Source organism: Caballeronia sp. dw_276, assembly GCF_018449635.1.
In the GTDB taxonomy this organism is placed as follows: domain Bacteria; phylum Pseudomonadota; class Gammaproteobacteria; order Burkholderiales; family Burkholderiaceae; genus Caballeronia.
The window spans coordinates 49,882-73,606 of the sequence record NZ_JAAVUV010000016.1; the positions used below are offsets into that span (position 1 = coordinate 49,882).

21 protein-coding genes are annotated in these 23,725 nt (G+C 59.5%); 11 read left to right on the forward strand and 10 right to left on the reverse strand.

Features of this window, described 5'->3' with window-relative positions; all coding sequences use genetic code 11:
- Positions 1–9 precede the first annotated feature (9 nt).
- The 4 genes from HB633_RS27280 to HB633_RS27295 all read left to right on the forward strand — a co-directional run bounded on the left by HB633_RS27280 (position 10) and on the right by HB633_RS27295 (position 5,318).
- Positions 10–1,050 carry an alpha/beta fold hydrolase gene (locus tag HB633_RS27280; protein WP_213781282.1) on the forward strand — a complete coding sequence of 347 codons (1,041 nt, stop codon included), beginning with the start codon at positions 10–12 and terminating at the stop codon, positions 1,048–1,050.
- A 254-nt stretch (positions 1,051–1,304) separates the two neighbouring features.
- Positions 1,305–3,464 (forward strand): TonB-dependent siderophore receptor, encoded by a 2,160-nt coding sequence (locus tag HB633_RS27285; RefSeq protein WP_255581202.1) that lies wholly within the window; start codon positions 1,305–1,307, stop codon positions 3,462–3,464.
- A gap of 49 nt (positions 3,465–3,513) precedes the next feature.
- On the forward strand, positions 3,514–4,116 hold the full coding sequence (pnuC, locus tag HB633_RS27290; protein ID WP_213781284.1) for a nicotinamide riboside transporter PnuC: 603 nt from the start codon (positions 3,514–3,516) through the stop codon (positions 4,114–4,116).
- Positions 4,117–4,124: 8 nt separating this feature from the next.
- Positions 4,125–5,318, forward strand: a complete 1,194-nt coding sequence (locus HB633_RS27295; RefSeq protein WP_213781285.1) for a phosphotransferase — start codon at positions 4,125–4,127, stop codon at positions 5,316–5,318.
- A 59-nt stretch (positions 5,319–5,377) separates the two neighbouring features.
- On the opposite strand, the gene HB633_RS27300 is transcribed toward HB633_RS27295, so the two are convergent.
- Positions 5,378–6,712 carry an MFS transporter gene (locus tag HB633_RS27300; RefSeq protein WP_213781286.1) on the reverse strand — a complete coding sequence of 445 codons (1,335 nt, stop codon included), beginning with the start codon at positions 6,710–6,712 and terminating at the stop codon, positions 5,378–5,380.
- Between the two features lie 45 nt (positions 6,713–6,757).
- Positions 6,758–7,798, reverse strand: coding sequence for a LacI family DNA-binding transcriptional regulator (locus HB633_RS27305; protein ID WP_213781287.1), 1,041 nt, complete (start codon positions 7,796–7,798; stop codon positions 6,758–6,760).
- Positions 7,799–8,057: 259 nt separating this feature from the next.
- Between HB633_RS27305 and HB633_RS27310 the strand changes: the two genes are divergently transcribed.
- The 3 genes from HB633_RS27310 to HB633_RS27320 are packed head-to-tail and all read left to right on the forward strand — an operon-like array spanning position 8,058 to position 11,092.
- Complete coding sequence (locus tag HB633_RS27310; RefSeq protein ID WP_213781288.1) at positions 8,058–9,377, forward strand: MFS transporter; 1,320 nt, start codon at positions 8,058–8,060, stop codon at positions 9,375–9,377.
- 30 nt (positions 9,378–9,407) lie between these two features.
- A complete protein-coding gene (locus tag HB633_RS27315) occupies positions 9,408–10,178 on the forward strand; it encodes a class II aldolase/adducin family protein (RefSeq protein WP_213781289.1) in 771 nt (256 codons plus the stop codon).
- Positions 10,178–11,092, forward strand: coding sequence for a glyoxylate/hydroxypyruvate reductase A (locus HB633_RS27320; protein WP_213781290.1), 915 nt, complete (start codon positions 10,178–10,180; stop codon positions 11,090–11,092). Before HB633_RS27315 ends, HB633_RS27320 begins: the two co-directional genes overlap by 1 nt.
- Here the strand turns inward: HB633_RS27320 and HB633_RS27325 are convergent.
- From HB633_RS27325 to HB633_RS27340, 4 genes are all read right to left on the reverse strand, one after another.
- A complete protein-coding gene (locus tag HB633_RS27325) occupies positions 11,075–12,043 on the reverse strand; it encodes a LysR family transcriptional regulator (RefSeq protein WP_213781291.1) in 969 nt (322 codons plus the stop codon). The genes HB633_RS27320 and HB633_RS27325 overlap by 18 nt on opposite strands.
- 101 nt (positions 12,044–12,144) lie before the next feature.
- The gene (locus tag HB633_RS27330) at positions 12,145–12,891 is read right to left on the reverse strand and encodes a thioredoxin family protein (RefSeq protein ID WP_213781292.1); all 747 of its coding nucleotides are present in this window, start codon (positions 12,889–12,891) and stop codon (positions 12,145–12,147) included.
- A 20-nt stretch (positions 12,892–12,911) separates the two neighbouring features.
- On the reverse strand, positions 12,912–13,340 hold the full coding sequence (locus HB633_RS27335) for an SRPBCC domain-containing protein (protein WP_213781293.1): 429 nt from the start codon (positions 13,338–13,340) through the stop codon (positions 12,912–12,914).
- Positions 13,247–13,645, reverse strand: coding sequence for a metalloregulator ArsR/SmtB family transcription factor (locus HB633_RS27340; protein WP_255581204.1), 399 nt, complete (start codon positions 13,643–13,645; stop codon positions 13,247–13,249). The genes HB633_RS27335 and HB633_RS27340 overlap by 94 nt, the downstream gene beginning before the upstream one ends.
- 294 nt (positions 13,646–13,939) lie before the next feature.
- Between HB633_RS27340 and HB633_RS27345 the strand changes: the two genes are divergently transcribed.
- A complete protein-coding gene (locus HB633_RS27345) occupies positions 13,940–15,088 on the forward strand; it encodes a porin (RefSeq protein WP_213781295.1) in 1,149 nt (382 codons plus the stop codon).
- Between the two features lie 46 nt (positions 15,089–15,134).
- Here the strand turns inward: HB633_RS27345 and HB633_RS27350 are convergent, their stop codons facing one another.
- Together HB633_RS27350 and HB633_RS27355 are read right to left on the reverse strand one after the other, a co-directional pair.
- Positions 15,135–16,463, reverse strand: a complete 1,329-nt coding sequence (locus HB633_RS27350; RefSeq protein ID WP_346730375.1) for an MFS transporter — start codon at positions 16,461–16,463, stop codon at positions 15,135–15,137.
- A 41-nt stretch (positions 16,464–16,504) separates the two neighbouring features.
- On the reverse strand, positions 16,505–17,392 hold the full coding sequence (locus HB633_RS27355; protein ID WP_213781296.1) for an isocitrate lyase/PEP mutase family protein: 888 nt from the start codon (positions 17,390–17,392) through the stop codon (positions 16,505–16,507).
- A gap of 186 nt (positions 17,393–17,578) precedes the next feature.
- On the opposite strand from HB633_RS27355, the gene prpR reads away from it, so the two are divergent.
- The gene (gene prpR / locus HB633_RS27360; protein WP_213781297.1) at positions 17,579–19,531 is read left to right on the forward strand and encodes a propionate catabolism operon regulatory protein PrpR; all 1,953 of its coding nucleotides are present in this window, start codon (positions 17,579–17,581) and stop codon (positions 19,529–19,531) included.
- A gap of 13 nt (positions 19,532–19,544) precedes the next feature.
- On the opposite strand, the gene HB633_RS27365 is transcribed toward prpR, so the two are convergent.
- Positions 19,545–20,060 (reverse strand): metal-dependent hydrolase, encoded by a 516-nt coding sequence (locus HB633_RS27365; RefSeq protein WP_213781298.1) that lies wholly within the window; start codon positions 20,058–20,060, stop codon positions 19,545–19,547.
- A gap of 90 nt (positions 20,061–20,150) precedes the next feature.
- Positions 20,151–21,392, reverse strand: a complete 1,242-nt coding sequence (locus tag HB633_RS27370; protein ID WP_213781299.1) for an ROK family protein — start codon at positions 21,390–21,392, stop codon at positions 20,151–20,153.
- A gap of 172 nt (positions 21,393–21,564) precedes the next feature.
- Between HB633_RS27370 and HB633_RS27375 the strand changes: the two genes are divergently transcribed.
- Together HB633_RS27375 and alsB are read left to right on the forward strand one after the other, a co-directional pair.
- Entirely contained in the window at positions 21,565–22,707 is a 1,143-nt protein-coding gene (locus tag HB633_RS27375; RefSeq protein ID WP_213781300.1) for a Gfo/Idh/MocA family oxidoreductase, read from the forward strand.
- Between the two features lie 57 nt (positions 22,708–22,764).
- Positions 22,765–23,712 carry a D-allose transporter substrate-binding protein gene (gene alsB / locus HB633_RS27380; RefSeq protein WP_213781301.1) on the forward strand — a complete coding sequence of 316 codons (948 nt, stop codon included), beginning with the start codon at positions 22,765–22,767 and terminating at the stop codon, positions 23,710–23,712.
- Positions 23,713–23,725: the final 13 nt, after the last annotated feature.

Consider the following 23,725-nt stretch of genomic DNA (forward strand, 5'->3'; position numbering starts at 1 on the left):
GCAACCAAGATGCGTGATACTCAACTCAGCTGGCGTACTCTGCACGGCTATGCGCGTGCCGTAAGCGCCTTCAGCAAGTCTGTCCTCCCCGACCTGACGCGGGCAAGTTTCGAGCGGCTTGCGTCGGCGGGAGGCGCTGTTGCGCCCGACGCAAAGCAAGCCGCTCTGCCGCCGCACGAAGCGTTTGCGACTTCCGATAACTACCCCGTGGCTTATCGCCATTACGTCTCGCGCAGCACCCGCCGCGTGGTGATTCTCGTGCATGGTGCGGGATGCTTTGGCGACCAGATGAACGTGCTGGCGCAGCACCTGTCGCTGCGTGATATCGCCGACGTCTATACGCTCGATATGCGCGGCCACGGCCTTTCGCCGGGGCGCCCCGGTCATGCAGTCGAAGAACCCCGCCAGATGATCTCGGATGTCGCCGACTTCATTACGTTCGCCGCGCGCCGGCACAGCGGTTGCGCGATCGTGCTGGGAGGTCATTCAGCGGGTGGCGGTCTCATTCTGGCCATCTCGCGCAGTCCGCTCCATCGGCTGGTATCGGCTTACCTGTTTCTGGCTCCTTTTCTTGGACTCGGGTCGCCTGTCAATCGTCCTTATTTTGGCGGATGGGTCCGTCTTCGTGGTGTGCGCTTGCGCTTATTGAGCTTACTAAGTGCGCTGGGCATTACGCATTTCAACGGAAATACGGTAGTTGAATTTGCTCCAGCGGCGCGCGCGCTCGACGAGCGTTACATCGCGAGCTGGTCGTTCAATACAACACTCGCATTCGGCCCGGGACTCTGGGTTACGAACAAGGAACCTATAGGTCCGGATATACCAGTGCTGGTCTTGTCGGGTGACAATGACGAGTGTTTCGATACATCGCTGTATCCCGCGGCGTTCAAAATAGTGGCACCACACGCGGAAGTTCGCAGCATGGGTTCGCTCGGTCATTGGGATCTGCTTGCCGATCCCGCCATGCTCGATGCCGTCGAGCGCTGGTTAGCCCCGCAAGGCTTGAAACGCGCGGGCGTGGCCGAGATCGTCAAGGCATCGACTTATTGATTTGGACCGGAAAGTTTATCTGTAATATGTCGCCTGAAGCGGAACAGGCGGGTTCTGAAAACAGCCCAGCCCTTGACGCCTAGGCGCATTCCAATCATTTTTGTTGCTCAAAGAAATCCGCTTTCCTTTATTTATGCCGCATAGAGCCGGCGGACGCCTGTCAGCATTATCCAAGAACAATGAAGAACAAAAGACTCATACAGGCGCGGTCCTCGCATCAATGGCAAGTCGTTGCGCATCGAAAATCCGTTGTCATGGTCGCCGTCACTGCCTTGTTCGGCACGCAGGCAGCGTTTGCGCAGGTGGATTCACCATTAGCGCCCAATAATGTTGCCGAGCTTCCGGCGGTTAGCGTAACGGCCACCCATGACTACGACTATAGAGCACGCAGCGCTTCTGTCGCCGGCTTCGATGATACCCCGTTGCGCGACACTCCAGCTTCCGTATCGGTCGTCACGCGCGCGCAACTCGATGACCAGCAGGCGAAGTTGCTCAGCGACGTGGTCCGCAACGACGCATCGGTGAACAATGATTACGCGCCTGTCGGCTACTACCAGGGCTTTACCATTCGCGGTTTCCCGGTCGACCTTGCCAGCGCCATTAAGATCAACGGTTTGACCATTTCCGGCGAGCAGAACGTCGCGCTGGAAAACAAGGACCGGGTCGAGATCCTGAAAGGGCTCGCAGGTATAGAAAGCGGGGTGGTCGCGCCTGGCGGCATTATCAATTTCGTGACCAAGCGCCCGCAGAATGTCGCGAGCATCACGACCGATGTCGACAGCCGAGGATCGACTTCCGCAGCCGTCGATCTTGGACGGCGCTTCGGGGACCAGAATCAGTTCGGGCTACGAATCAATGCGGCAAAGGAGAATATCCACTCGTATGTCGATGGCGCAAATGGCCGACGCACGTTCGGTTCGATTGCGGCCGACTGGATCATCAGCCCGCGCGCGAGCCTGCAATTCGATGCTGAGTTCCAGCAACTGATCCAGCGTTCGGCGTCGGGGTACCAGTTGTTGGGCGGGACCGTGGTGCCGTCCGCTGCGTCAGCATCGAAGCTGCTTGGATTGCAACCGTGGACGAAGCCCGTGACCACCGACGCGCTCAATCTCAACACGCGCTTCGACTACAGCTTCAACGATGACTGGCAGGGCTACATAGCCGCCAGCCGCAGCCATACGATGATCGACGACAACGTTGCGTTTGCCTATGGCTGCGGCTACGTCGCGAGTTGCGGGGCGGGCGGAACGTCACCGTTCTTCTTTGCATCGAACGGCGATTTCGATGTGTACGACTATCGCAGTCCAGGGGAGTATCGGCGTAACGATGAAGTTCGTGCCGTGCTCACTGGCAAGTTCTCGACCGGGTCGCTCAAGCATGACGTAACATTCGGCGTTAGCGTGCAGCGGCGCGTGGTCGATCTCTCGAACGCGGTGTACGACTACGTTGGCAGCGAGAACATTTACGGACCGAACCTTATATTCGATCCATCGCCGAATTCGCCGAGCGCTTCCTTTCCGCAACTCGATTCGCGCCAGTATTCGGTCTTTGGCACGGACCGGATTACATTCAACGATCATTGGCAAATTCTCGCCGGAGGGCGCGGCGTGTTGTTGCGTCAACGAAGCTGGACCGAAATGGATGGCCCGGCTATTGATACCGACCGTTCCATCTTCCTGCCGCAAGTAGCCGTTGTGTATAAACCGGTGGCCCCTCTTTCGCTTTATGCGTCTTATAGCAAGGCTCTTTCGCTCGGCGATCAGGCACCCGTGCGGGCGAGCAATGCGTATGCGTTTCTTCCGCCGGTCGTGTCCAATCAGGTCGAAGTGGGCGCCAAGTATGACTGGCTCGATCGATTGAATCTCACGGCCGCGGTGTTTGCAATCAACAAGCCGTTCGAATACGCAAAGCCCGATTCCACCGATGCAGGCTATACGTTCGCGCAACAGGGAACAGAGCGTCACCAGGGTATTGAGTTGAGCGCAGCGGGACGGGCGACGGACCGGCTCACGCTGACGGCCAGCATTGCCGCGATCAGGGCGCGTGCGTACGACTCGGGCACGACTGCTTACGAAGGGCATCAAGTGATCAACGTGCCGAGGCTGAGCGCGGCGCTTTATGCAGACTATGCGGTTCCGCATGTCGTGGGACTTGATTTGCTGGGCGGCGTCAACTACAGCGGCAGCAAAGCGGCAAACGAAGAGGGCACGGCGAGCGTGCCTTCCTATTTCGTCTTCAATCTCGGCGCGCGTTATACGACCAAGCTCGGCGGCCACAAGACAGTCGTGCGGCTCTCCGTCGATAACCTCTTCAACAAGTACTACTGGCAGGATAGCGGCGAGCTTCAGGGCGACGCGTATCTGTTCCTTGGCGCGCCGCGTATTGCACGTTTATCGTTGACTTATGATTTCTAGGTTTTTTTAATGCAGCGCTTCCACGCATCCCTGAGTCGAGGCTAATGTAATGTCCGTTCTGGAAATCATCGGTGTGGTCGTGAGCGCATTCGCTATCTGGCTGACCGCGCGACGCAAAATGCTTTGCTGGCCCGTAGGGTTAGTATCCGTGGCGCTGTACGGCTGGATCTTTTTCGATGCGAAGCTTTACTCGGACATGCTTTTGCAGGGCGCGTTTGCCGTATTGCAGATTTACGGATGGTGGGTCTGGCTCGGGCAAAAAACGCGGAACATAACGGCGGAGTCCGGCGAGGTGAGTGTGCAAGCTGTAACGCCAAAGGCGCTCATGCCTGGCTTGCTGCTCGCAGTGATTGGAAGCGTGGTGCTCGGGACGTTGATGGCGCGGCTGACGGACGCTGCGTTGCCGTACGTGGATGCGTCGTTGACAGCTTTCAGCCTCGTTGCCCAATACTGGACGGCGCGGCGTTTTATTGCGTCGTGGTGGCTCTGGATCGTGGTGGACGTTGTGTATGTCGGGATGTTTGTATTCAAGGGTCTTTATCCAACGTCGGGGCTGTATGCGTTGTTTGTCGTACTGGCGCTGATTGGCTTGCGGGACTGGAGCCGTGCCGCTGCGCGTGCCGAGCCGGCGCAAACGCCACATGCGGCCTGAGGACCAACATGTCCAAGGCGAAACCGCTTTTGCCAATTGCATCGTCTGCCGAGGTTGCGCCTTTGCAATTCGGCGTCGATGGCGAGCAGGCCGAGCGTGACTGGCCGCTGATCACGCGTGAAGAAGCGCAGGCCGTGTTTGACCGGTTCCCTTCGATTGGTGCCTTGACCGGACTCACGTGGCATAGTCCCCGGCCGTTTTCCGCGGCGGTGCTGATCTCCACGTCGAGCGGCGAGACGCTCTTCATGAAGCGGCATCATGCAAGCATCCGCGACGTGCAAGGGCTCGCGGAAGAGCATGCCTTTATCGCGCATCTCGCGTCGCACGGACTACCGGTTGTGGAGGTTCTCGCCACACCCGAGGGCGAAACGGCGGTGACCCGCGGCGAATGGACGTACGAGGTGCATAGCGCGGCGGATGGCTTGGATGTGTATCGAAGGGCGATGTCATGGACGCCTTTCGCCGATACCTCCCATGCGTTCGCAGCCGGGCACATGCTCGCGCGCCTGCATGTCGCAGCGCGGGATTACGCCGCGCCGGCGCGGCATATTCGTCCGCTGCTTTCGAGTTTCCGGGCGCTCAATGAAACTGATCTCATCGGCGCGCTCGACCGGTGGATCAGCGCGCAACCCTTGCTGGTCAGCGCGCTTGAAGAGCGTGACTGGCGCTCGGACGTGACCCGGGTCATTCTGCCCTGGCATGCACGGCTCGCGCCTTTCCTGCCCGCATTGCGCCCGCTCTGGACGCATGGCGACTGGCACGCCTCCAACCTTCTCTGGACCGGCGACACGCCCGGCGCGCAAGTCAGCACCATTCTCGACTTTGGTTTATCGGACCGGACTTGCGCCGTCTACGATCTCGCGGTCGCGATCGAGCGCAATGCTATCGAGTGGCTATCGGCGCAAGACGCTCGTCGTGTGCACCTGGACCATATTGACGCGTTGCTGAACGGGTATGAATCGCTTACGCCCTTGAGCGATGACGAATATGCAGCGCTCGTGGCGTTATTGCCGATCGTGCATACCGAGTTTGCGCTTTCCGAGGTCGCGTATTTTCACGCCACGCTCCGGTCGCGGCAAACTGCGGACGTTGCTTACGATGGTTATTTGCTCGGCCATGCAAGATGGTTCTCCGAGCCCGCGGGAAAGGCGCTTCTCGATCATCTGGAGAAACGCAAGCGCGCTTTCAGAGCATCGGTTTAGAGATGAGTTTTTCGCCCACGATCGGAAGCGACCGCGAGCGAAAAACGAGGTCGCACCGCTTACGTATGGCGTTCCTCGGCAAACGTCGTGCGCGGCGCGTTCTCCAGCGCGGTATCGTGTTTGAGTAAAAGCACGGCAGCAACACCGACCAGCCCCGCGCCCGACAGACACAGCAAACCAGCGGCAAAACTGCCGGTACTGTCCTTGATCCAGCCCATCGCATAGGGTCCGAAGAAACCGGCGAGATTGCCGAGCGAGTTCACCGCGGCAATACCGCCGGCCGCGGCAGCGCCAGATAGAAACGCTGCTGGCAAGGTCCAGATCACCGGCAGACAACCAAAGATGCCAAACCCGGCGATAGAAAGCGCAATCATCTTCAGCACCGGGTTGTCCAGTGCCGTCGATGCCGCGATCCCGCCTGCCGCGACCAGCAACGCGATCGCCACATGCCATTTGCGCTCGAGCTTGCGGTCCGAGTGACGTCCCCAGTACACCATGCTGATTGCGCCTACGATGTAAGGCAAGGACGTCACCAGCCCCGTTTGCACATTCGTCAGGCCGAAGCCTTTGACGATTTGCGGCAGGAAAAAGCTCAAGCCGTAATTCGTTGCGTTTGCGCCGAAATAGATCAGCGCGACGGCGAGCACACGCGGATTGAACAAGGCTTCCTTGACGCTGAAGCTGCGTACGGCTTCGCGTTGCCTGCGTTCCTCAGCTTGACGGTTGACGAGCCAGTTGCGTTGGTCGTCGGTGAGCCATTTTGCATCGGCGGGTTTATCGGTGAGGTAGAAGAACACCACGAACGCAAGGAAAAGAGCCGGCAATGCTTCGATCAGATAGACCCACTGCCAGCCAGCCAGACCGCCGAGTTTGTCCAGGTTCAGCAGCGCACCGGAGATGGGCGCACCGATGACTGTCGACAACGGGATCGCGACCATGAAATAGCCAACCACACGCCCGCGATAAGCCGCCGGAAACCACAGCGTCAGCAAGAAGATGATGCCGGGGAAGAATCCCGCTTCTGCAATCCCGAGCAGCACGCGCAGCGTGTAAAAAACATGCGCGGAGGACATCCCCGTGTATTGCGCGATATGCGGGATGAAAGCCATGGCGGCCGCCAGGATCCCCCAAGTGAACATGATCCGTGCGATCCATTTTCGTGCGCCGAATTTCTCGAGCAGCAGATTGGACGGCACCTCGAAGAAGAAATACGCAATAAAGAAAATCCCCGCGCCAAAGCCGAATGCGCTCGGCGAGAAGCCGAGATCCTTGTTCATCTGTAACGCGGCAAAACCAACGTTCACACGGTCTAGATATGCGATGAAATAGCAAAGCATCAGGAAGGGGACTAGCCGCTTCGTCACGCGCGCCAGTGTGCTTTTCTCAAGGTCCATTTGCCATGTCTCCAGTTTTCAAGTTGTGATTTCGTCTGAAACGTTTCATCCAGGTACGGCTGTTTCGGCGGATACATACGTTGTGCTTTCACGCACCAGCAATTCAGCCCTGAAACTCAAGTGAACGAATTCGTGCTGCTCACCGTTCAAGAGCTTGAGCATCAACTGCCAGATGGCGTGACCGATGGCCTCCACAGGCTGACGTATCGATGTCAGGTACGGGCGCAGCACGGACATCCACGGGGCGTCATCGAAGGAAAGCAGCGACACGTCTGATGGGATTCGCAGGTCGGCATCGCGGATGGCGCGCAGCGCGCCCAGCGTCGTGACGTTGCAGCCTGTGAAGAGGGCGGTCGGGCGCATTGAACCACTCAATATTTTGAGCGTGGTCGCGTGGCTTTGCGTGGCCGTCATTCCGCACTCGACCACTGCAATGTGTTTGGCGAGATGCGCGTCACGCATTGCCTCGACATAAGCTTCTGCCCGTTCTCGCGAGTTCACCAGCTCCAGCGTGTTGACGAGGAAGGTGATGCGCTGGTGGCCGAGCGCAATCAGGTGCGCCGTGCCGTCGGCAGATGCGCTGCGGCTGTTGGTCGTCACCGTGTTCGCGGGAAAGGTGTCGTCCACGCGATCCGCCATCACGAGCGGCACGTTGCATTCGCGCGCCTCGGCTATTGCGTGGTCATAACCGCTGCACGGAATGATGATCATGCCCGCCACCTGACGTGACATGACAAAACGGATGCGTTCGGTTTCACGCTCGGGGTCTTCGTTGGCGTGGGCAAGAATCAGTTGATAACCATGCTGCAATGCATGATTTTCGAGAGCGCGTGCAACGTCGACGAAAAACTGGTTTGTAAGATCGGGAAGGACCAGGCCAATGGAAGTTGGACGGCCGCGGCGCAAATCCGCGGCGATGCCGTTGCGCCGGTATCCGATAAGACGCGCTGCATCCCAGACGCGCCGGGCGCGCTCGGCGCTTACGCCTGAAGCGCCGGACAGCACCTTCGACGCTGTGCCAACAGACACCTTCGCCGCATTCGCGACATCGCGCAGCGTTGGAAGAGTTCTGTCAGGCACGCTCATGGATCACCCATTCGCCATCGACTGAAACGTTTCAGAGAATAGGCGATGAATGGAGCGGCTACAAGATCTCGGGGATCAGGGTTTACGGCGGCGCGGGTAAATGCGGGGGGCGTTCACGGACCGTTCGACTATGAACGCCAATAATAATGAAAATTAAAAACCGGCATTTTACTGAGCATTATTGGTGCGGGATAAATCGGCGGTCCTCCCAACAAACCGCCGCGCGAATTCTCGCCGGCCGAACCGCACAAGGCACTTCATGAGTCTCCAGGTTCATACTCGCCAGCCCGTTCGCGCAGCGCTCGCGGCGTACATCGGCACGACAGTCGAGTTTTATGACTTCTATACCTACGCCACCGCCGCAGCACTTGTGCTCGGCGAGATATTTTTTCCGAGCACCAATCATTTTGTCAGCACGCTTGCGTCGTTTGCAACTTTTGCTGTTGGCTTCATAGCGCGCCCGTTGAGCGGCGCAGTATTCGGTCACTGGGGCGACAAGCTCGGCCGCAAGAAGATGCTGATCCTCACCATGTTCCTGATGGGCGTGGCAACCACGGGGATCGGCCTGCTGCCTTCGTACGCGTCAGTCGGGGTGATGGCGCCGGTCATGTTGATCATATTGCGCATCGTGCAGGGCATTGCCGTGGGCGGCGAGTGGGGCGGCGCGGTTTTGATGTCGAGCGAGCACGCACCTAAAGGACGCAAGACGCTGTTTGCATCGTTTCCGCAGATGGGCAGTCCGACCGGCTTGTTGTTGTCGCTGATATCGTTTCGCCTGGTTACGTCGCTTAGTCACGAGGATTTCATTGCGTGGGGATGGCGGTTGCCGTTCCTGGCGAGCTTCGTGTTGTTGATCATCGGCATGGTGATCCGGTCGGGTGTGAACGAGTCGCCTGAGTTCGAGCGCATGAAAGAAGTAAACGGGCGGGTCAAGGCGCCGGTGAGCGAAGTCATCAGGTCGCATTGGGTGCCGATCCTGTTTGCGGCTGCTGCAACGACCATCGGGTCCGCCGGATTCTTCTTCACGAACACTTTCATGATCTCGTACGTTACGACTTATCTGAAGATGCCGAAGTCGGTGATACTCGATTGCCTGTTCATTATCACGATCATCCAGCTCGTGTCGCAACCGTTCTCGGCCATGCTCTCCGAGCGCTTCGGCGAAGCACGCTTCCTGACATGGGCCGCGCTGATTTCCATCCTCACCCCGTATCCCATGTTCGTACTGGTCAACACGCAGAATCCGGTGTTGATTGTGATCGGCATTGCGGTGGCTGTCGTGGTCTTGTCAGCCGTGTATGCGGTGATCGCGGGTTTCATGAGCGCAGCGTTTCCTACGCACCTCCGTTACTCCGGCATCTCGATTGCCTATCAGCTGTGTGCGACCGTCGCCGGGGGCACCACGCCGTTGATCGGCACCATGCTCGCGCAGCGCTATCAAGGGCAATGGCTGCCGCTTGCGATGTTCTTCTCCGCGTTGTCCGTGGTTTCGCTCATTGGCATCGTGGGCCTCGCGCGATATCAGGCGCGGGCCGATCAGGCCGATGCCCCAACCGACGGCGCGCCTCAAGCTTTATAGAAATTCACTCAGAAATCGACGGACTACATCATGAATCATGAAGCAAATCGTTATCCCGATGACGAATGGAAAGTGCGCTCCGAGCTCGCCGCGTTGTATAGGCTGGTCGCGCACTTCAAGATGACCGACATGATCGATACTCACATCACCGCGCGTGTGCCCGGTCGCGATCATCATTTCCTGATCAATCGGTACGGCGTCCTGTTTCATGAAATGCGTGCTTCGGACCTGGTGCGGATTGACAGCGCGGGGCGTGTGGTCGAGCAAGGTGCAGATGATGATGCAAAGCGGTATCGCGTGAATGCGGCGGGCTTCACTATTCATTCTGCAATTCACACGGCACGTCCCGATCTGGCCTGTGTGATCCACACGCATACGGCGGCGGGATCGGCGGTATCGGCGCAGAAACATGGTTTGCTGCCCATCAGTCAGCATGCGCTCAAGTTTTACGAGCGCATTGGTTATCACGAATACGAGGGCATTGCGCTCGACCTTGGCGAACGTGATCGACTGGTGAATGATCTTGGGATGCACCGTGCGATGATCCTGCGCAATCACGGCTTGCTCGTGGGGGGACGCACGATTCCCGCAGCCTTCCAGGACATCTATTTTCTCGAGCGCGCCTGCGAGATTCAGGTTCGTGCATTGTCCGGCAATGCGGAGCTGTGCATACCATCACCGCAAGTGTGCCGGCTTACCGCAAGTCAGTTCGACCGCGATGAAGCCGATGCAATCATCGCATTGCAATGGCAGGCAGCGCTAAGACTCATCGCCAATGCCAACACGGACTACGCCAGTTGATGACGCGCATTATTCTCCTTAGCGAAAGCATCGACATGATGCCGTTCGCGGCACCCTTGCTGGACGCGTTACCCGATGCACGGATAGTCGCGTCCAATTCAAAGGAAGCCGATGTCGCCGTCTGCTGGCAGCCACCCGCTGGAGCACTGGCGCGGGTTGCCGGCCTCAAGCTGATTCACAGCATTGCGGCGGGCGCGGACCATATCCTGCAGGACCCGGCGTTGCCCGATGTGCCGCTCTGCCGTGTAGTGGATCCGTTGCACGCACAAGGGATGACCGAGTTCGTGATGTGGGGCGTGCTGCATTTTCATCGGCGCATCGATCATGTGATGGCGAACCAGCGGCATGAGATCTGGGACCGTCCTGAACAGGTTGCCGCGCGCGACAGGACCATTGGCGTGATGGGTCTTGGTGCATTAGGGTTGAAGGTTGCCGGGGATCTTCATCGCGCGGGATTCAAGGTTCGCGGATGGTCACGCGAGCGCAAGTCGCTGCCCGGTATCGAGACATTCAATGCAACACAGCTCGCGCCATTCCTGGCCGAGGTCGATATCCTCGTCTGCCTTCTTCCGCTGACCGCAGAGACGACCGGTATTCTGGACCGCGAGCTCTTCGCGATGCTGCCGCGAGGCGCCAAGCTGATTCATGTTGGTCGTGGCGCTCATCTCGTGACTGACGATGCAATCGCGGCACTCGAGGGTGGTCAGCTTGGCGGCGCGGTGATCGATGTGTTCGAGCAGGAGCCGCTCGTACAGGGTCATCCGTTATGGCGTGCGCCGAATCTGATCGTGACGCCGCATATGGCGTCGGTTGCGAGTGCGGTGTGCATCGGCGAGCAGATCGCAGCGAATATTCTCCGTTTGGAACGTGGAGAACCGCTTGCGAATCAGGTGGACTTAATCAAGGGATATTGACCCGGCCGTTTGCGGCGAATGCGTGTCGGCGAATGCCTGGATACGTTCAAGGAACACCCGCTCCGCAGGTCGCGGCTTGAGGTCTGCGGGCCATAGCAAAACGACATCGAGGTCGGCCACTCCTCCGTCGGGCGGTAGCCGCATCATGCGTCCCGCGAGCACTTCGGCTTGTCCCACATGCTCGGGCAAGCTGCCGATGCCGAATCCGGCTACCATCAGACGCTTCACTTCAGCCACGCTCGCCGAACTCGCAACCACGCGTCCGGTGAAACCGTGCTGGTCGCGGAAATAGCTCAGCGGCGAAAGCGACGCGCCGATCTGGTCGCCCGCGAACGAGACGAAGTTTTCGTTGAGCAAGTCGTCGGTCGTGAGGTCAGGACGCCCGAACAACGGATGGTGCATGCCGCAAAAAAGTGCATAGCGTTGCGGCATAAATAGCTTGTGCCCGATCTTCTTGCCCATGTGCCGGTTCAGACTCAGCGCGGCCGTTGCGGTGTGCTGCAAAAGCGCGCTGGGAACGTCGGCGCTGCGCATCACCTGCACCTCGATGTCGATGTCCGGATAGTCGCGATGAAACTGTGCAAGGAAGTCGTCGTAGGCCGGATATTGCACGCCGCTTACGGTCGCGAGGCGGACATAGCCCGAGACGTCGCGTTCGGCCGCACCGTTCTCGCGGCTCAGGCGCGAGATGCTGCCGTAGATTTCCTCGGCGAGTTCGCGGACTTCGTCGCCCGCGCGCGTAATGTCGATACGTGGGCCGTTGCGCTGAACGAGCTTGCGTCCGAGTTGTTCCTCGAGCCGTTTCAGCGCATGGCTGACGGCCGGCTGCGTGATGTGCAGGTGCGCTGCGGCGCGGCTGATGCTTTGCTCGCGCGCGATGACAAGGAAGGTTCGCAGGAGATTCCAGTCGAGGCGATCGTTGAGCAGCGCGGCGCGAACGTTTTGAGTCATGGCGGGATGGTCCGGGCAGAAGCCGCTGATTATATGGGCGGATGCCCCGAAAGCAGCAGGCAAAACATTCAGACCGACCTGTCCCGCATCATCAACCGATGTCAATGACAACATCCTCCTGCTTCCTGCTGCACGTTGTCGTAACGATCGTGATGCCGCATCCAGTCCGTCATCCCATGTTCCTCATCGCGTCCCTTCGGCGTCATGTCGAGCAAGTCGTAAGCGCCGATAAGCGGCTCAACGCCACGTCCATAGGCCGAGAACGTGCGGAACACATTGTCCGCCTCGTCCTTGTAGAAGACGCTGACGCCAGGCATTTCGTCGCTGTCGAAGCCAGGCTCCCTGGTCTCGTGGGTCTGGAAGTTGTAGTCGATCTTGCCCGTGGCGCGCTGCTCGGGCGTAAACGATACGTGATGATCGAAATTGAAATCGCTGCAAAATGACGACATCCAATTGAAGTGCCAGCCCATGCGTTTCTTGAAGGCTTCGATTTTTGGAAGAGGCGCACGCGATACCGCGACATAAGCAACGTCGCGTTGCTCCACATGCATCAACGCACCGTCCATGTGATCCGATACGAACGAGCAGCCTGTGCATCCCGCTTCCCAGTCCGGCCCCAGCATGAAGTGATACACGATCAACTGGCTGCGTCCGTTGAAGAGCTCAGCGAGCGTCTTTCGACCATCCGGCGTTTCGAACGTATAGCTCTTCTCGACTTTCACCCACGGCAACGCGCGGCGTTTTTCGGCAAGCGCATCGCGTGCATGTGTCAACGCCTTCTCCTCGGCCAGGTGCGCCTTTTGCGCGGCAAGCCACTCCTCTTGCGAAACTATCAGATGCTGTTCCATCTTGCGTCCTCCTCCAGTGATCAGGCGAATTCCCGTACAAGTCCGTCGAGGATTTCGTTCCAGCCGGACTCATGGTTATCGCGTGCGGTTTCATCGAAGAACTGCTCGTGCTTGAGCGTAAGCAAAGTGAGTTCGCCGTCGCGCCTCAGCGTGAACGTGACGAGTGATTCGCGTTCGGGCGTGCTGCGCCATGCCCAGGTGTAGACGAGTTTTTCGTCCTGCACGACCTCCTTGAACACGCCGCTCACGTCGTGCGTCTCGCCGGCCGGCGTGCGCATGACGATCCGGAACCGCCCGCCGACGCGCACGTCCATTTCCGCGTGGACCACGTTGTTATTGGCAGGATGCATCCACTTCACGAGTTGCGACGGTTCCGTCCACGCTGCAAAGATTTTGGCGGGACTTGCGTTGATTCGGCGCTGGAGCGTGAGGCTGGGTTTGTCGGACATGGGTCTTCCTCCACAAAGGCGGCAAGGCGATCGAGGGTATCGGTCCAGAAGCGCTCGTAATGGGCGAGCCATTGCATGGCTTCCTCCATCGGTCCGGCGGCGAGCCGGCACACGACGGTGCGGCCCGTCTTGGTCCGCGTGATGAGCCCGGCATCCGACAACACATCGAGGTGCTTCATCACGGCGGGCAGCGACATGGCAAACGGCTGCGCGAGTTCGCTGACGGACAAGTCCGCGCCGGCGGACAGACGTGCAAGCAGGGCGCGTCGCGTCGGGTCGGCCAGGGCGGTGAATGTGCGGTTCAAGGCCGCTTCCGAATACTTAACCATGGAGTTAAGTTTAAGCGTTGATTGGAAGAAGTCAAGGAAGGCGTGGCCGTTTTGAAGCTAAGCGTTTACGCGCATACGACAAATCGCAGTGAAAAATAAAAGGTTCATCCGCTGAAGCGGCGGAAGACGTGACTTTTGTGCGTCGTTAGCATCCTTTCGTGACAACACGTCGATATAAGCAGCGCGGCATGACGGTCACCACGGCTTGGCATACGGTTAGTCATACGAAATAAAAAGGTTATTCGACAAATCCAAACCACGGGAAGATAAATGACGAAAGTAGCTTCTATGGCCGTTGCGGCGGCAATAGCCGGCGTCGCGGTCTCAGCGCATGCGCAGAGCAGCGTGACGCTTTATGGCGTGATCGACGAAGGACTGAACTTCACCAGCAACGCAAAAGACCACGGCACGGTCCAGATGAAAAGCGGTGATACCTACGGCAGCCGTTGGGGATTGAAAGGAAGTGAAGATCTTGGCGGCGGTTATCGCGCTATTTTCCAGTTGGAGAACGGCTTCGACGCAAGCAATGGGACGCTGAAACAAGGCGGCCGGGAATTCGGCAGGCAAGCGTACGTGGGTGTTCAATCCGACACTTACGGATCGCTGACCTTGGGACGCCAGTACGACCCGACGCTTGATTTATGGAGCGGCCTCACAAGCGCTGGTTCCATGACGGGGGACGTCTCGTCTCATCCGTTCGATAACGACAATGCCGACTTCGATTACCGCATCAACAACTCGGTGAAATACACGAGTCCGTCATATCGTGGCTTCAAGGGCGAAGCAATGTATGGCTTCAGCAATGACACGGGTTTCGCCAACAATCGCATGTACAGCGCGGCGGGCCAGTATCAGAACGGCGGACTGACCGCGGCTGTTGGTTATCTCAAGCTCAACAATGCGGGAACCGCCACCGGCGCCGTTGCGACCGATACGGTTTTCGCGGGTTCATCGCAGCAGAACATTGTGGCGGGCCTTGCATACAAGTTCGAAAATACGAAGATCGGTTTTTCGTATTCGCATGTCGATGTATATAACCCCACCAGCAACGGCTATTTCGCCGCGGCTGCCACTCAGCCTGCGGGCGGCAAATGGACCTCATGGAAATTCGATAACTTCGAAATCAACAGCAAATATCTGTTCACGCCGAGCTTTTGGCTAGGCGGCGCCTACACATTCACCGAAGCGCATGTCCATTCCACGGTTGGCGATTTCTTGCCCAGGTGGCATCAACTCTCGCTCATGCTCGACTATGACTTGAGCAAGCGGACATCGGTTTATGCGCAAGGTGTTTATCAGCATGTGGTGAGCGCGAATACGGGTACGGGCTTCGATTTTGCACAAACGCCTGCGTCCGCGGGGGTATCGTCGGGAGAGAATCAGATGGTTTATCGCGTCGCAATGATCCACCGGTTCTGATACGCAATCAACGCAAGCAGCGGCGAGCGCCGCTGCATCTGAACACTCAGGCTCCAGGCCCGGTACTCGTGGCGGTTCGAAAACGGGTCTCGGGCATCCGTATATAAACAATAAGAGACACCGCCGCCCACGCGCTGACGTACCAGTAGAAATACTGCTCGTGTCCACTCGCCTTGAAGCGCAAGGCAACGAACTCTGTAGTTCCGCCGAGGATCGCAGTCGTCAGCGCGTACGGCAGGCCGACCGCGAGCGCACGGATTCGCGCCGGAAAGAGTTCGGTCTTCGCAAGCATGTGAACCGACGTAAAGCCGCTCAACATTGCGAGGCCTGCAAACGACAGCAGGAACGCAACAAGCGGATCTTTCGTGTGGCTCAGCGCCGTGAACAACGGGACCGAAAACAGCGTACAGCACACGCCGAAGCAGATCAGAACCGGACGGCGGCCGAACATGTCCGAGGCCAGGCCGAACAGCGGCTGCAGCGGCATGTAAAGCAGCAAGGCGAGCGAGGAGATGAATGTCGACGACTCCTTGCTGAGTCCGACTGAATTGACCAAATACTTCTGCATGTAGACCGTGTACGTATAAAAGCCGACGGTGCCACCCACGGTTATGCCGACTGCAAGCACGAGCTGACGCCAGTGCGCCAGCATTTCACGGCTGATCGGCGGGCCATGCTTTTTGGCGCTCTCGGCGAACGCTTCTGATTCCATTACGTTGCGGCGCATATACAGCGCGAAGAGCGCAAGCAGCCCTCCGATCACAAACGGAATGCGCCAGCCCCAACGGTCGATCTGCTCCGATGTAAGCAGTACGTGCTGCATGACAAGCAGAAGACCGAGCGCCAGCAACTGGCCCGCGACAACGCTCACCTGAAGAAAGCCGAGATAAAAGCCGCGCCGGTTTTCGGGCGCGATCTCGCTGAGATACGTGGCACTCGTGCCGTATTCGCCGCCCATGCACAGGCCTTGCAACAAACGCGCGACGATCAGGATGACCGGTGCGAGCGCACCGATCGTGGCGTATCCCGGCGTAACCGCGATCATCAGGGATCCAACGCACATGCCCATGACCGACCACATGAGCGCCGCCTTGCGGCCGCGCTTGTCCGCATAAAGCCCGATCAGCCAGCTGCCGACAGGTCGCGCAATATACCCGACAGCCGCAATGGCCGCCGCGTTCATCAGCTGGACAGTGGGGTTATCGGCGGGGAAAAAAGCTTTCGCGAAGTAGATCGAGAAGATGCTGTATGCGAGGAAGTCGTACCACTCGATCACATTGCCCATCAACCCGCCGATGATCGATCGCAGCCGCACCGGATTCACGCGGGCCTGCGGTTCGACGTCGGGGAAGGGCACTGTACTGATTTTTGTCACGCTGAAGTCTCCTGAGTTCTCTTTGTTCTGGCGTGCCTGGGTTAATCGCTGCCCGCTGCGTATTGTTTGTCGAGACGGTCGAAGAGCGGCTTGTCGACAAGCCGCTGGCGTTCGTTGAACGGCGCGAGGAGCGTCGGGTCTTCATCGAGCTTGCCGGCATCGCGCAGCGCGCCGAGCGCCTTTTGCATGCCCAGCACGGCGCCCTGCAGTGCAGCGTTCGCATACAGGACGATGCCGAATCCCAGCGCTGCCAGCTCGCTTTGCGGGACGACCGGCGTCTTGCCGCCCACCACGATGTTGATCAGCTGAGGCGTGTCGAAAAGCGACGGCAACTGCTTGATTTCATCGAACGTTTCGACTGCTTCGATAAACAGGACGTCGGCGCCTGCCTCGGCAAAACGGTGTGCGCGTTCTATCGCCGCTTCGAAGCCATGCACGGCGCACGCATCGGTGCGGGCGACGATCTGGAAATTGGCGTCTTCGCGTGCATCGACGGCTGCGTGAAGCTTGCCGACCATTTCGCTGGTGGAGATGACGGCCTTGCCCGAAAAATGGCCGCATTTCTTCGGACTCACCTGATCTTCAAGCTGGATTGCATCGGCGCCTGCGCGCTCCAGCGTGCGGACGGTGTGGCGAACGTTGAGCGCGTTGCCAAAACCGGTGTCGGCATCGACTAGCAGCGGCAGGTCCACGGCATCGCGTATGCGCGACGTGTGCTCCGCGATTTCGCTCAAACCCACGAAACCGAGATCGGGCAAGCCAAGCGACATGTTCGTCACGCCCGCGCCCGTGATGTACAGCGCCTTGAAGCCGGCGTCCGCGACCACGCGGGCGCTCATTGCGTTGAAGGCGCCCGGCATGAGCAAGGCCTGGCGTTGTTGTATGGCGGCGCGAAAGGCGGCGCGGCGTGCGGCGGAAGATTGCGACATGGCTGTTCCTCGTGAAGGGTATGTCACGCTGTTCGCAGCATCCATGCCAGTTGTTGATTCGAGCCGAAGTTCCTTGCAAGACAAGCACTTGCGCTGATTGATGAACGCGTTGACATTGTTTCGATGTTTCATCATCATGTTTCATCGAAATAGTTTGAAACACTTGTGAAACATAGGAGTCGCGTCGTGGCCGCAGGAAATTACGCTTCCATATCCACCGCTCACCATGGCAGGCCGGGCATCGCCGTTGTCAGCATCAGCCGCTTGCAGCGGCCGTGCGAAGCGCTCGCGCCGCGTTACCTCGATCACGCCCGGATCTTCCCCATACGCGAAGGGTACGGCGCGGCAGTCGAGACGCTGCGCACGCTGATCGATGCTGGAAAAGTCGATGTGGTGCTGGCCGCAGGCTCGAACGGGGCTTACTTGCGAGAGCATTTGCCCGTGCCCGTGGTGATCGTGAAAGTGAACGGTTTCGACGTGCTGCGCGGCATAGCGGAAGCGACATCAAAGCGCCCGGGGGGGCGTATCGGCGTCGTGCTTCACGATTCTGTTTCAACGGAGCTTGCCGCGTTGCGCTCGTGGCTCAACATCGAAGTGATCCAGCGGTCGTATCGTTCAATCGATGAAGTGCGCCGTGCCGTCGACGAGTTGGTCGCGCAGGGTTGCGCCACGATCATCGGGCCGGGCATGGCCTGCGATTTCGCCGAAAGCGCGGGGGTCGAAAGCGTCTTTCTCTACTCGCTGGGCGCGGTGGAAGAGGCGTTCGAGCGCTCCGTGGAACTCGCAAAGGTCAGCCGGGAAAAGGAGTCGAAGCGCTTGCGGTTGAACACGATCGTCGGGCATCTTCGTGATGGCGTAGCGGCCTTCGATGACCTCGGCCAACTCGAAGCCGTCAACCCCGCGATGCTCGAACTGCTCGGCCTGGATCGCGACGGCGCCGTGAACGACATCAGCGCGCAGATTGCGTCGAAGGTTGGCGCGTTGCTGCGTGAGGCGGCGGGACGGGATACGCCAATCGAAGACCGGATCGAGCATATCGATGGCCGCGCGCTCAGCGTGAATTGCGTTCCCATGACCGAGCACGGCACGCGGACCGGGATGGTCGTGACCATGCAGGACGCTGTGGTCGCGCAACGTATCGACCGCTCGCTGCGCACGAGCCAACGGCCCAGGTATTTGACGGCACGGCATAGGCTGAGCGATCTTGTAGGCAGTTCACCCGCGCTCGAAAAAGTGCGCCGGCTCGCGCAGACCGGCGCCGCGCACGAAGCGACCGTGCTGCTGACCGGCGCAAGCGGCACGGGGAAGGAGCTGGTCGCCCAGGGTATTCATATGGCAAGCCGGCGGCGCGGCAATCCGTTCGTCGCATTCAATTGTGCAGCGCTGCCGGAAGGACTCGTCGAAAGCGAATTGTTCGGTCACGAAGAGGGCGCATTCACAGGGGCCCGGCGCGGCGGCAAGCAAGGGCTTTTCGAAATGGCGCATACGGGCACCATCTTCCTCGATGAAATCGGCGAAATGCCGGCCGCATTGCAAAGCAGGTTGTTGCGAGTGCTGCAGGAGCGCGCGGTCATGAAGCTCGGTTCTGGCCAGTTGACGCCTGTCGATGTCCGCGTGATTGCGGCGACGCATCGCGATCTCAAGGCGCTGGTCGAGAACGGCCGGTTTCGCGCGGACCTGTATTTCAGGCTCAATGTGCTGCATATCGAGTTGCCGTCGTTGCAAGAGCGGCGCGGCGACGTGCAGGAGATCGCGCGTCATGTGCTCAAGGCAATCGTAACGGAGTACCGGTTGCGCGCGGACATCATGCCGGAAGTCATGCGTATGCTCGCGCCGCTTTTTGCAAACTACGCATGGCCCGGGAACGTCCGTGAGCTTGCCAACTTGTTGACGCGCGCGGCCATTCACTTCGATGAATTGCAGCGCGGTTCGCAAGAGGATTTGCTTGCGGTGTTTCCGGAGCTGGCGGAGGCGGGTGTGCAGCAGAGCGCCGTGTCAAAGCCTCCGCCCGATGAACCCCTCACGCCCGACGTAGTGCATCGCACGCTTAGTGCGTGTGGTGGCAATCGCAGTGCCGCAGCAAAGCAACTTGGGATCAGCCGCACGACCATGTGGCGGCTTTTGAAGGAGGTTTCGTAAAAGGAAGCGGGGCTTAGCGCGCCAGCCAATGCGTCAAGTTCGCAAGCCCATGGATGTCGTGCAGCCCGGCATGGCCGGCGACGAACCACGCCGCGGTCCACGAGGCTCCGACAACCAGCAGGTCGCAGCGCCCGCTGTTCCACCAGTTGAGCGAATGACGCGTGGCGATCCACGGAACGCCGAGCGGGTTGGGCCAGTCGGCGAGCAGATGCATCAGGCCGCCACATGCGAAACCAAATGCCGGCGCGGCGAGGCGGTCGTGTCCGAGCCACCGGTACGAAACCACCAGCAGCGCAATCCAGCCAATGCCCCAATGGGTAACGGTACGGTGCGTGACCCACAGCCGGCGCTTGCGTGACCACCACGCCACTTCCAGCCAGTCCGGCGCGGTGGCGCCCGCGATCGCGGCCATGAAACTCAGAAGGACCCAGACGTGAAACGGCCCGACAGCGCCGCTATGAGCAACGATACTCGCCGCCACGACGCCGGCCGCGAAGCCGGTGGCGTGATGTGCCTTGCTTGATGCCATTGGAACGTTGCTGCTTGGAAGTTGGGGCCGCCATGTTTGCAGATGCGCGAGCAAAAAGACAGGTGCGGTTACTGTATTTTTCACTTCTGCTCAGCCGTGCAGCGGATGCAATATGGAAGCAATGCCCTTCGATGAAAGCGCGCTTTCAATTCCAAGCACCGTCCCGCCGATCGCTCCGGCATATTGATTCAGCGCTGTGTTCTGGATCAGCAGGCTGCGCGTTGCAAGCGGCAGGGCTCGTCTATAAACCACTGCGCGTACGCCCGCGAGAAGATCATCGCTGATCCTCGCCATGCGGCCTCCAAGCACGATTGCCGCCGGGTTATACATATGCACGAGCATCGCGATGATCTCGCCAATTTCCTCGGCCGCCGCGCGTATCAGCCGCACCGCTTGTGGATCGCCGGAGCGAACGAGACGCACCAGGTCATCCACGGTTTGCGCGTCGGACTCGGGAAGCGCCTGCAGGTTGGCGAGCACCGCGTTAGTCGACGCAACCGCTTCCACACAGCCGATGTTGCCGCAGCGGCAAACCACGTCGTCGCGACCCGGCACACGGATATGGCCGACGTCGCCCGCAGAACCGTCGGCGCCGCGATGCAGCATGCCGTCGGACGTGATGATGCCGCAGCCTATCCCCGTCGATACCTTCGCGAACAATAGCGGCGACTGATTGGCGGGCCGCGTCCGCGCTTCGCCAAGGGCCATGAGGTTCACGTCGTTATCGACGAGAACCGGCGTCTTGAGCCGCGCCTGCAAATATTCCGATACGGGAAAGCCGTCCCATCCCGGCATGATCGGCGGCCTCACGCAAACGCCGCGGCTGAAGTCCACCGGACTCGGCAAGCCGACCACGACGCTGCGCACGGTTTGATCGAGGAGCCGGTGCTCCTGCAGCAATTGATGGAATTGCTCGATGATCGATTCGAGGACCGGTTCGGGACCCAGCGAAACATCGATGCCAAACACGCGTTCGGCGAGCCGCCGCTGCGCGAGATCGGAGATCACGAGACGCCCGTGCGTTGCTCCCATATCCGCGACCAGGATGACGCCGGCGCGCGGGTTGAGTACGAGCATGGTGCCGGGACGTCCTCTCGCCGACGCGCTTTGCGCTTGTTCCTTCACGAGATCGCATTCGATCAGCGGCTGGATCAACTGCGACACGGTCGAGCGCGCGAAGCCGGTGTTGCGCGCAAGGTCCGCGCGGCTCACGCCCTGCGACGAAGCGATCAGCTTCGCAAGCTTGCTATGCACCTCGAACTCTTCGAGCCGGAAAGCGCGGTCGAAAGTGGCGAGGCGAGAGAGAGCGGGCTGATTGCTTTGAGTGTGCATAGCGGCGGGGGCCTTGGGAAACCGAGCTTACTTTAATCCGAGCATTGGCCACAAGCGCGTTTCTCAGCTCGATAGGCAAAGTATTTATGTCGGGAATCGAATTAAATAATACAAAATGTCCGGCCATGTCGGGCGTCGGTATTGTCCAGTCAACCCAATGGAGTTTAAAAAAATGGCTGAGACAAAACTGGCTGGAGCGCTGGGCGTGGCAATCGTCGGCGCCGGCATGATGGGTGCGGTTCATTCAAGAGCAAGCCGTCTGGCAGGCGCTCAGATCAAGGGCATCGCGACGTCGAGCCCCGAACGCGCCAAGGAGGCCGCCGCTCAACTTGGTATTGAACGCGCTTATTCAAGCGTGGATGAAGCCATCGGCGATCCGTCTGTCGACGTCATTCATATCTGCACGCCCAATTCAACGCATTACCCGCTTGCCATGGCGGCGCTCGCTGCCGGCAAGCACGTGATCTGCGAAAAGCCGCTTGCGACCGGTCTCGCCGATGCAAAAGCATTGGCGGACGCTGCTCGGTCGGCGCAGCGCGTGGCGGCTATTCCATTTGTTTATCGATATCACCCGATGGTGCGGGAAGCGCGCGCGCTCGTGCAGGACGGCACCGTTGGCGCGCTGCAACTGATGCACGGAAGTTATCTTCAGGACTGGCTGCTCGGCCGCGACGATACGAACTGGCGCGTCGACGCAACCTTGGGCGGTCCGTCGCGTGCATTTGCCGACATCGGCTCGCATTGGTGTGACCTGATCGAATGGATAAGCGGCGAGCGCTTCGAATCCGTTGTCGCGACGCTCCAGACCACGATGAAGGATCGTCCGGCGGGATCGGTCGCGACGTTTTCAGCGGTGACGGCCGATGCATCGGCGCCGCGCAAAGCCGTGACGACCGAGGACATCGCCGGCGCGTTGTTCCGCACGGTTACGGGCGTGCTGACAACGCTGACCGTAAGCCAGGTGTCGGCGGGACGCAAGAACCGCTTATGGTTCGAAATCGACGGCGCCAACGCAAGCCTCGTATTCGATCAGGAAGAACCCGAAAAGCTGTGGCTCGGCGAACGCGACTCGACGCGCTTGTTCGTGCGCGATCCATCGCGTGGCAGCGCCGAGCAGCGGCGTCTCGCGACGTTGCCGGCGGGTCACGCGCAAGGCTATGCGCAATGCTTTGAAGCCTTCGTTGCCGATACCTACTCAGTCATTCGCGGCGAAACGCGCGACGGCCTGCCGACGTTCGACGATGGTTATCGCTCGGCGCAGATCATCGATGCGGTGCTGGGTTCATCGAAAGCAGGTGCGTGGAAGCAGATTTAGTTGGCAGCTTGTTCAACACATAAAAATCCGCTTACGCGGAACAACAGGAGACGAAGCATGAACGTACAAAAGTGGCTTAAATCGACAACGGGCGTTGCAGCAGCGGTTGTAACGCTGGCAGCGTGGACGCCGGCGCAAGCGGCTGACATTGCAATCGTATTAAAGACGCTCGCCAACCCGTATTGGGTTGCGATGCGCGATGGCATCCAGAAAGAAGCGAAGGCGAAGGGCGTCACGGTCGACATTCTCGCGGGCAACAGCGAAGAAGATATTCAGGGGCAGCAGCGTCTGGTCGAAGACGTGTTGAACAAGAATTACAAGGCAATCGGCGTTGCGCCGATCTCACCCGTGAGCCTGATCCAGGCGGTTAGCGCGGCGACGAAGAAGGGTATCTACGTAGTCAATATCGATGAAAAAATCGACCAGGGTCAGCTGAAAGCGGCGGGCGGTGCGGTGATCGGATTCATCTCCAGCGACAACGTGGCGCTTGGGAATAAAGCGGGCGATTTCATCGTCCAGAAGCTTGGCAGCGCGGGCGGCAAGGTCGCGATCATCGAAGGAAAAGCGGGCAACGTCTCAGGCGATGCACGTCGCGATGGCGCGAAGCAGGCCTTCGCGAAAGTGCCTTCCATCAAGCTCGTGGCGAGCCAGCCGGGCGACTGGGACCGTTCGAAAGCGCTCGACGTCACCACCAATATCCTGCAACGCAATCCTGATCTGAAGGCTATCTACGCGGCGAACGACACCATGGCGCTCGGCGCGGCGCAAGCCGTGAAGAACGCGGACAAGCTCGGCAAGATTGTCGTGGTCGGCACCGACGGTGTTCCTGAAGCCCTCGATTCGATCAAGCGCGGCGAACTCACCGCAACGGTTGCGCAGGACTCGGCCGCAATGGGCGCAAAGGCCGTGGACCTGTTGGTGGATGCGTTGAAGAACAAGCCGGCCATCGATCCGAACAAGACGCCGGAATTCACGCCGATCGAGTCGCATCTGATCACGAAGTAAGCCGGTCGCAGGT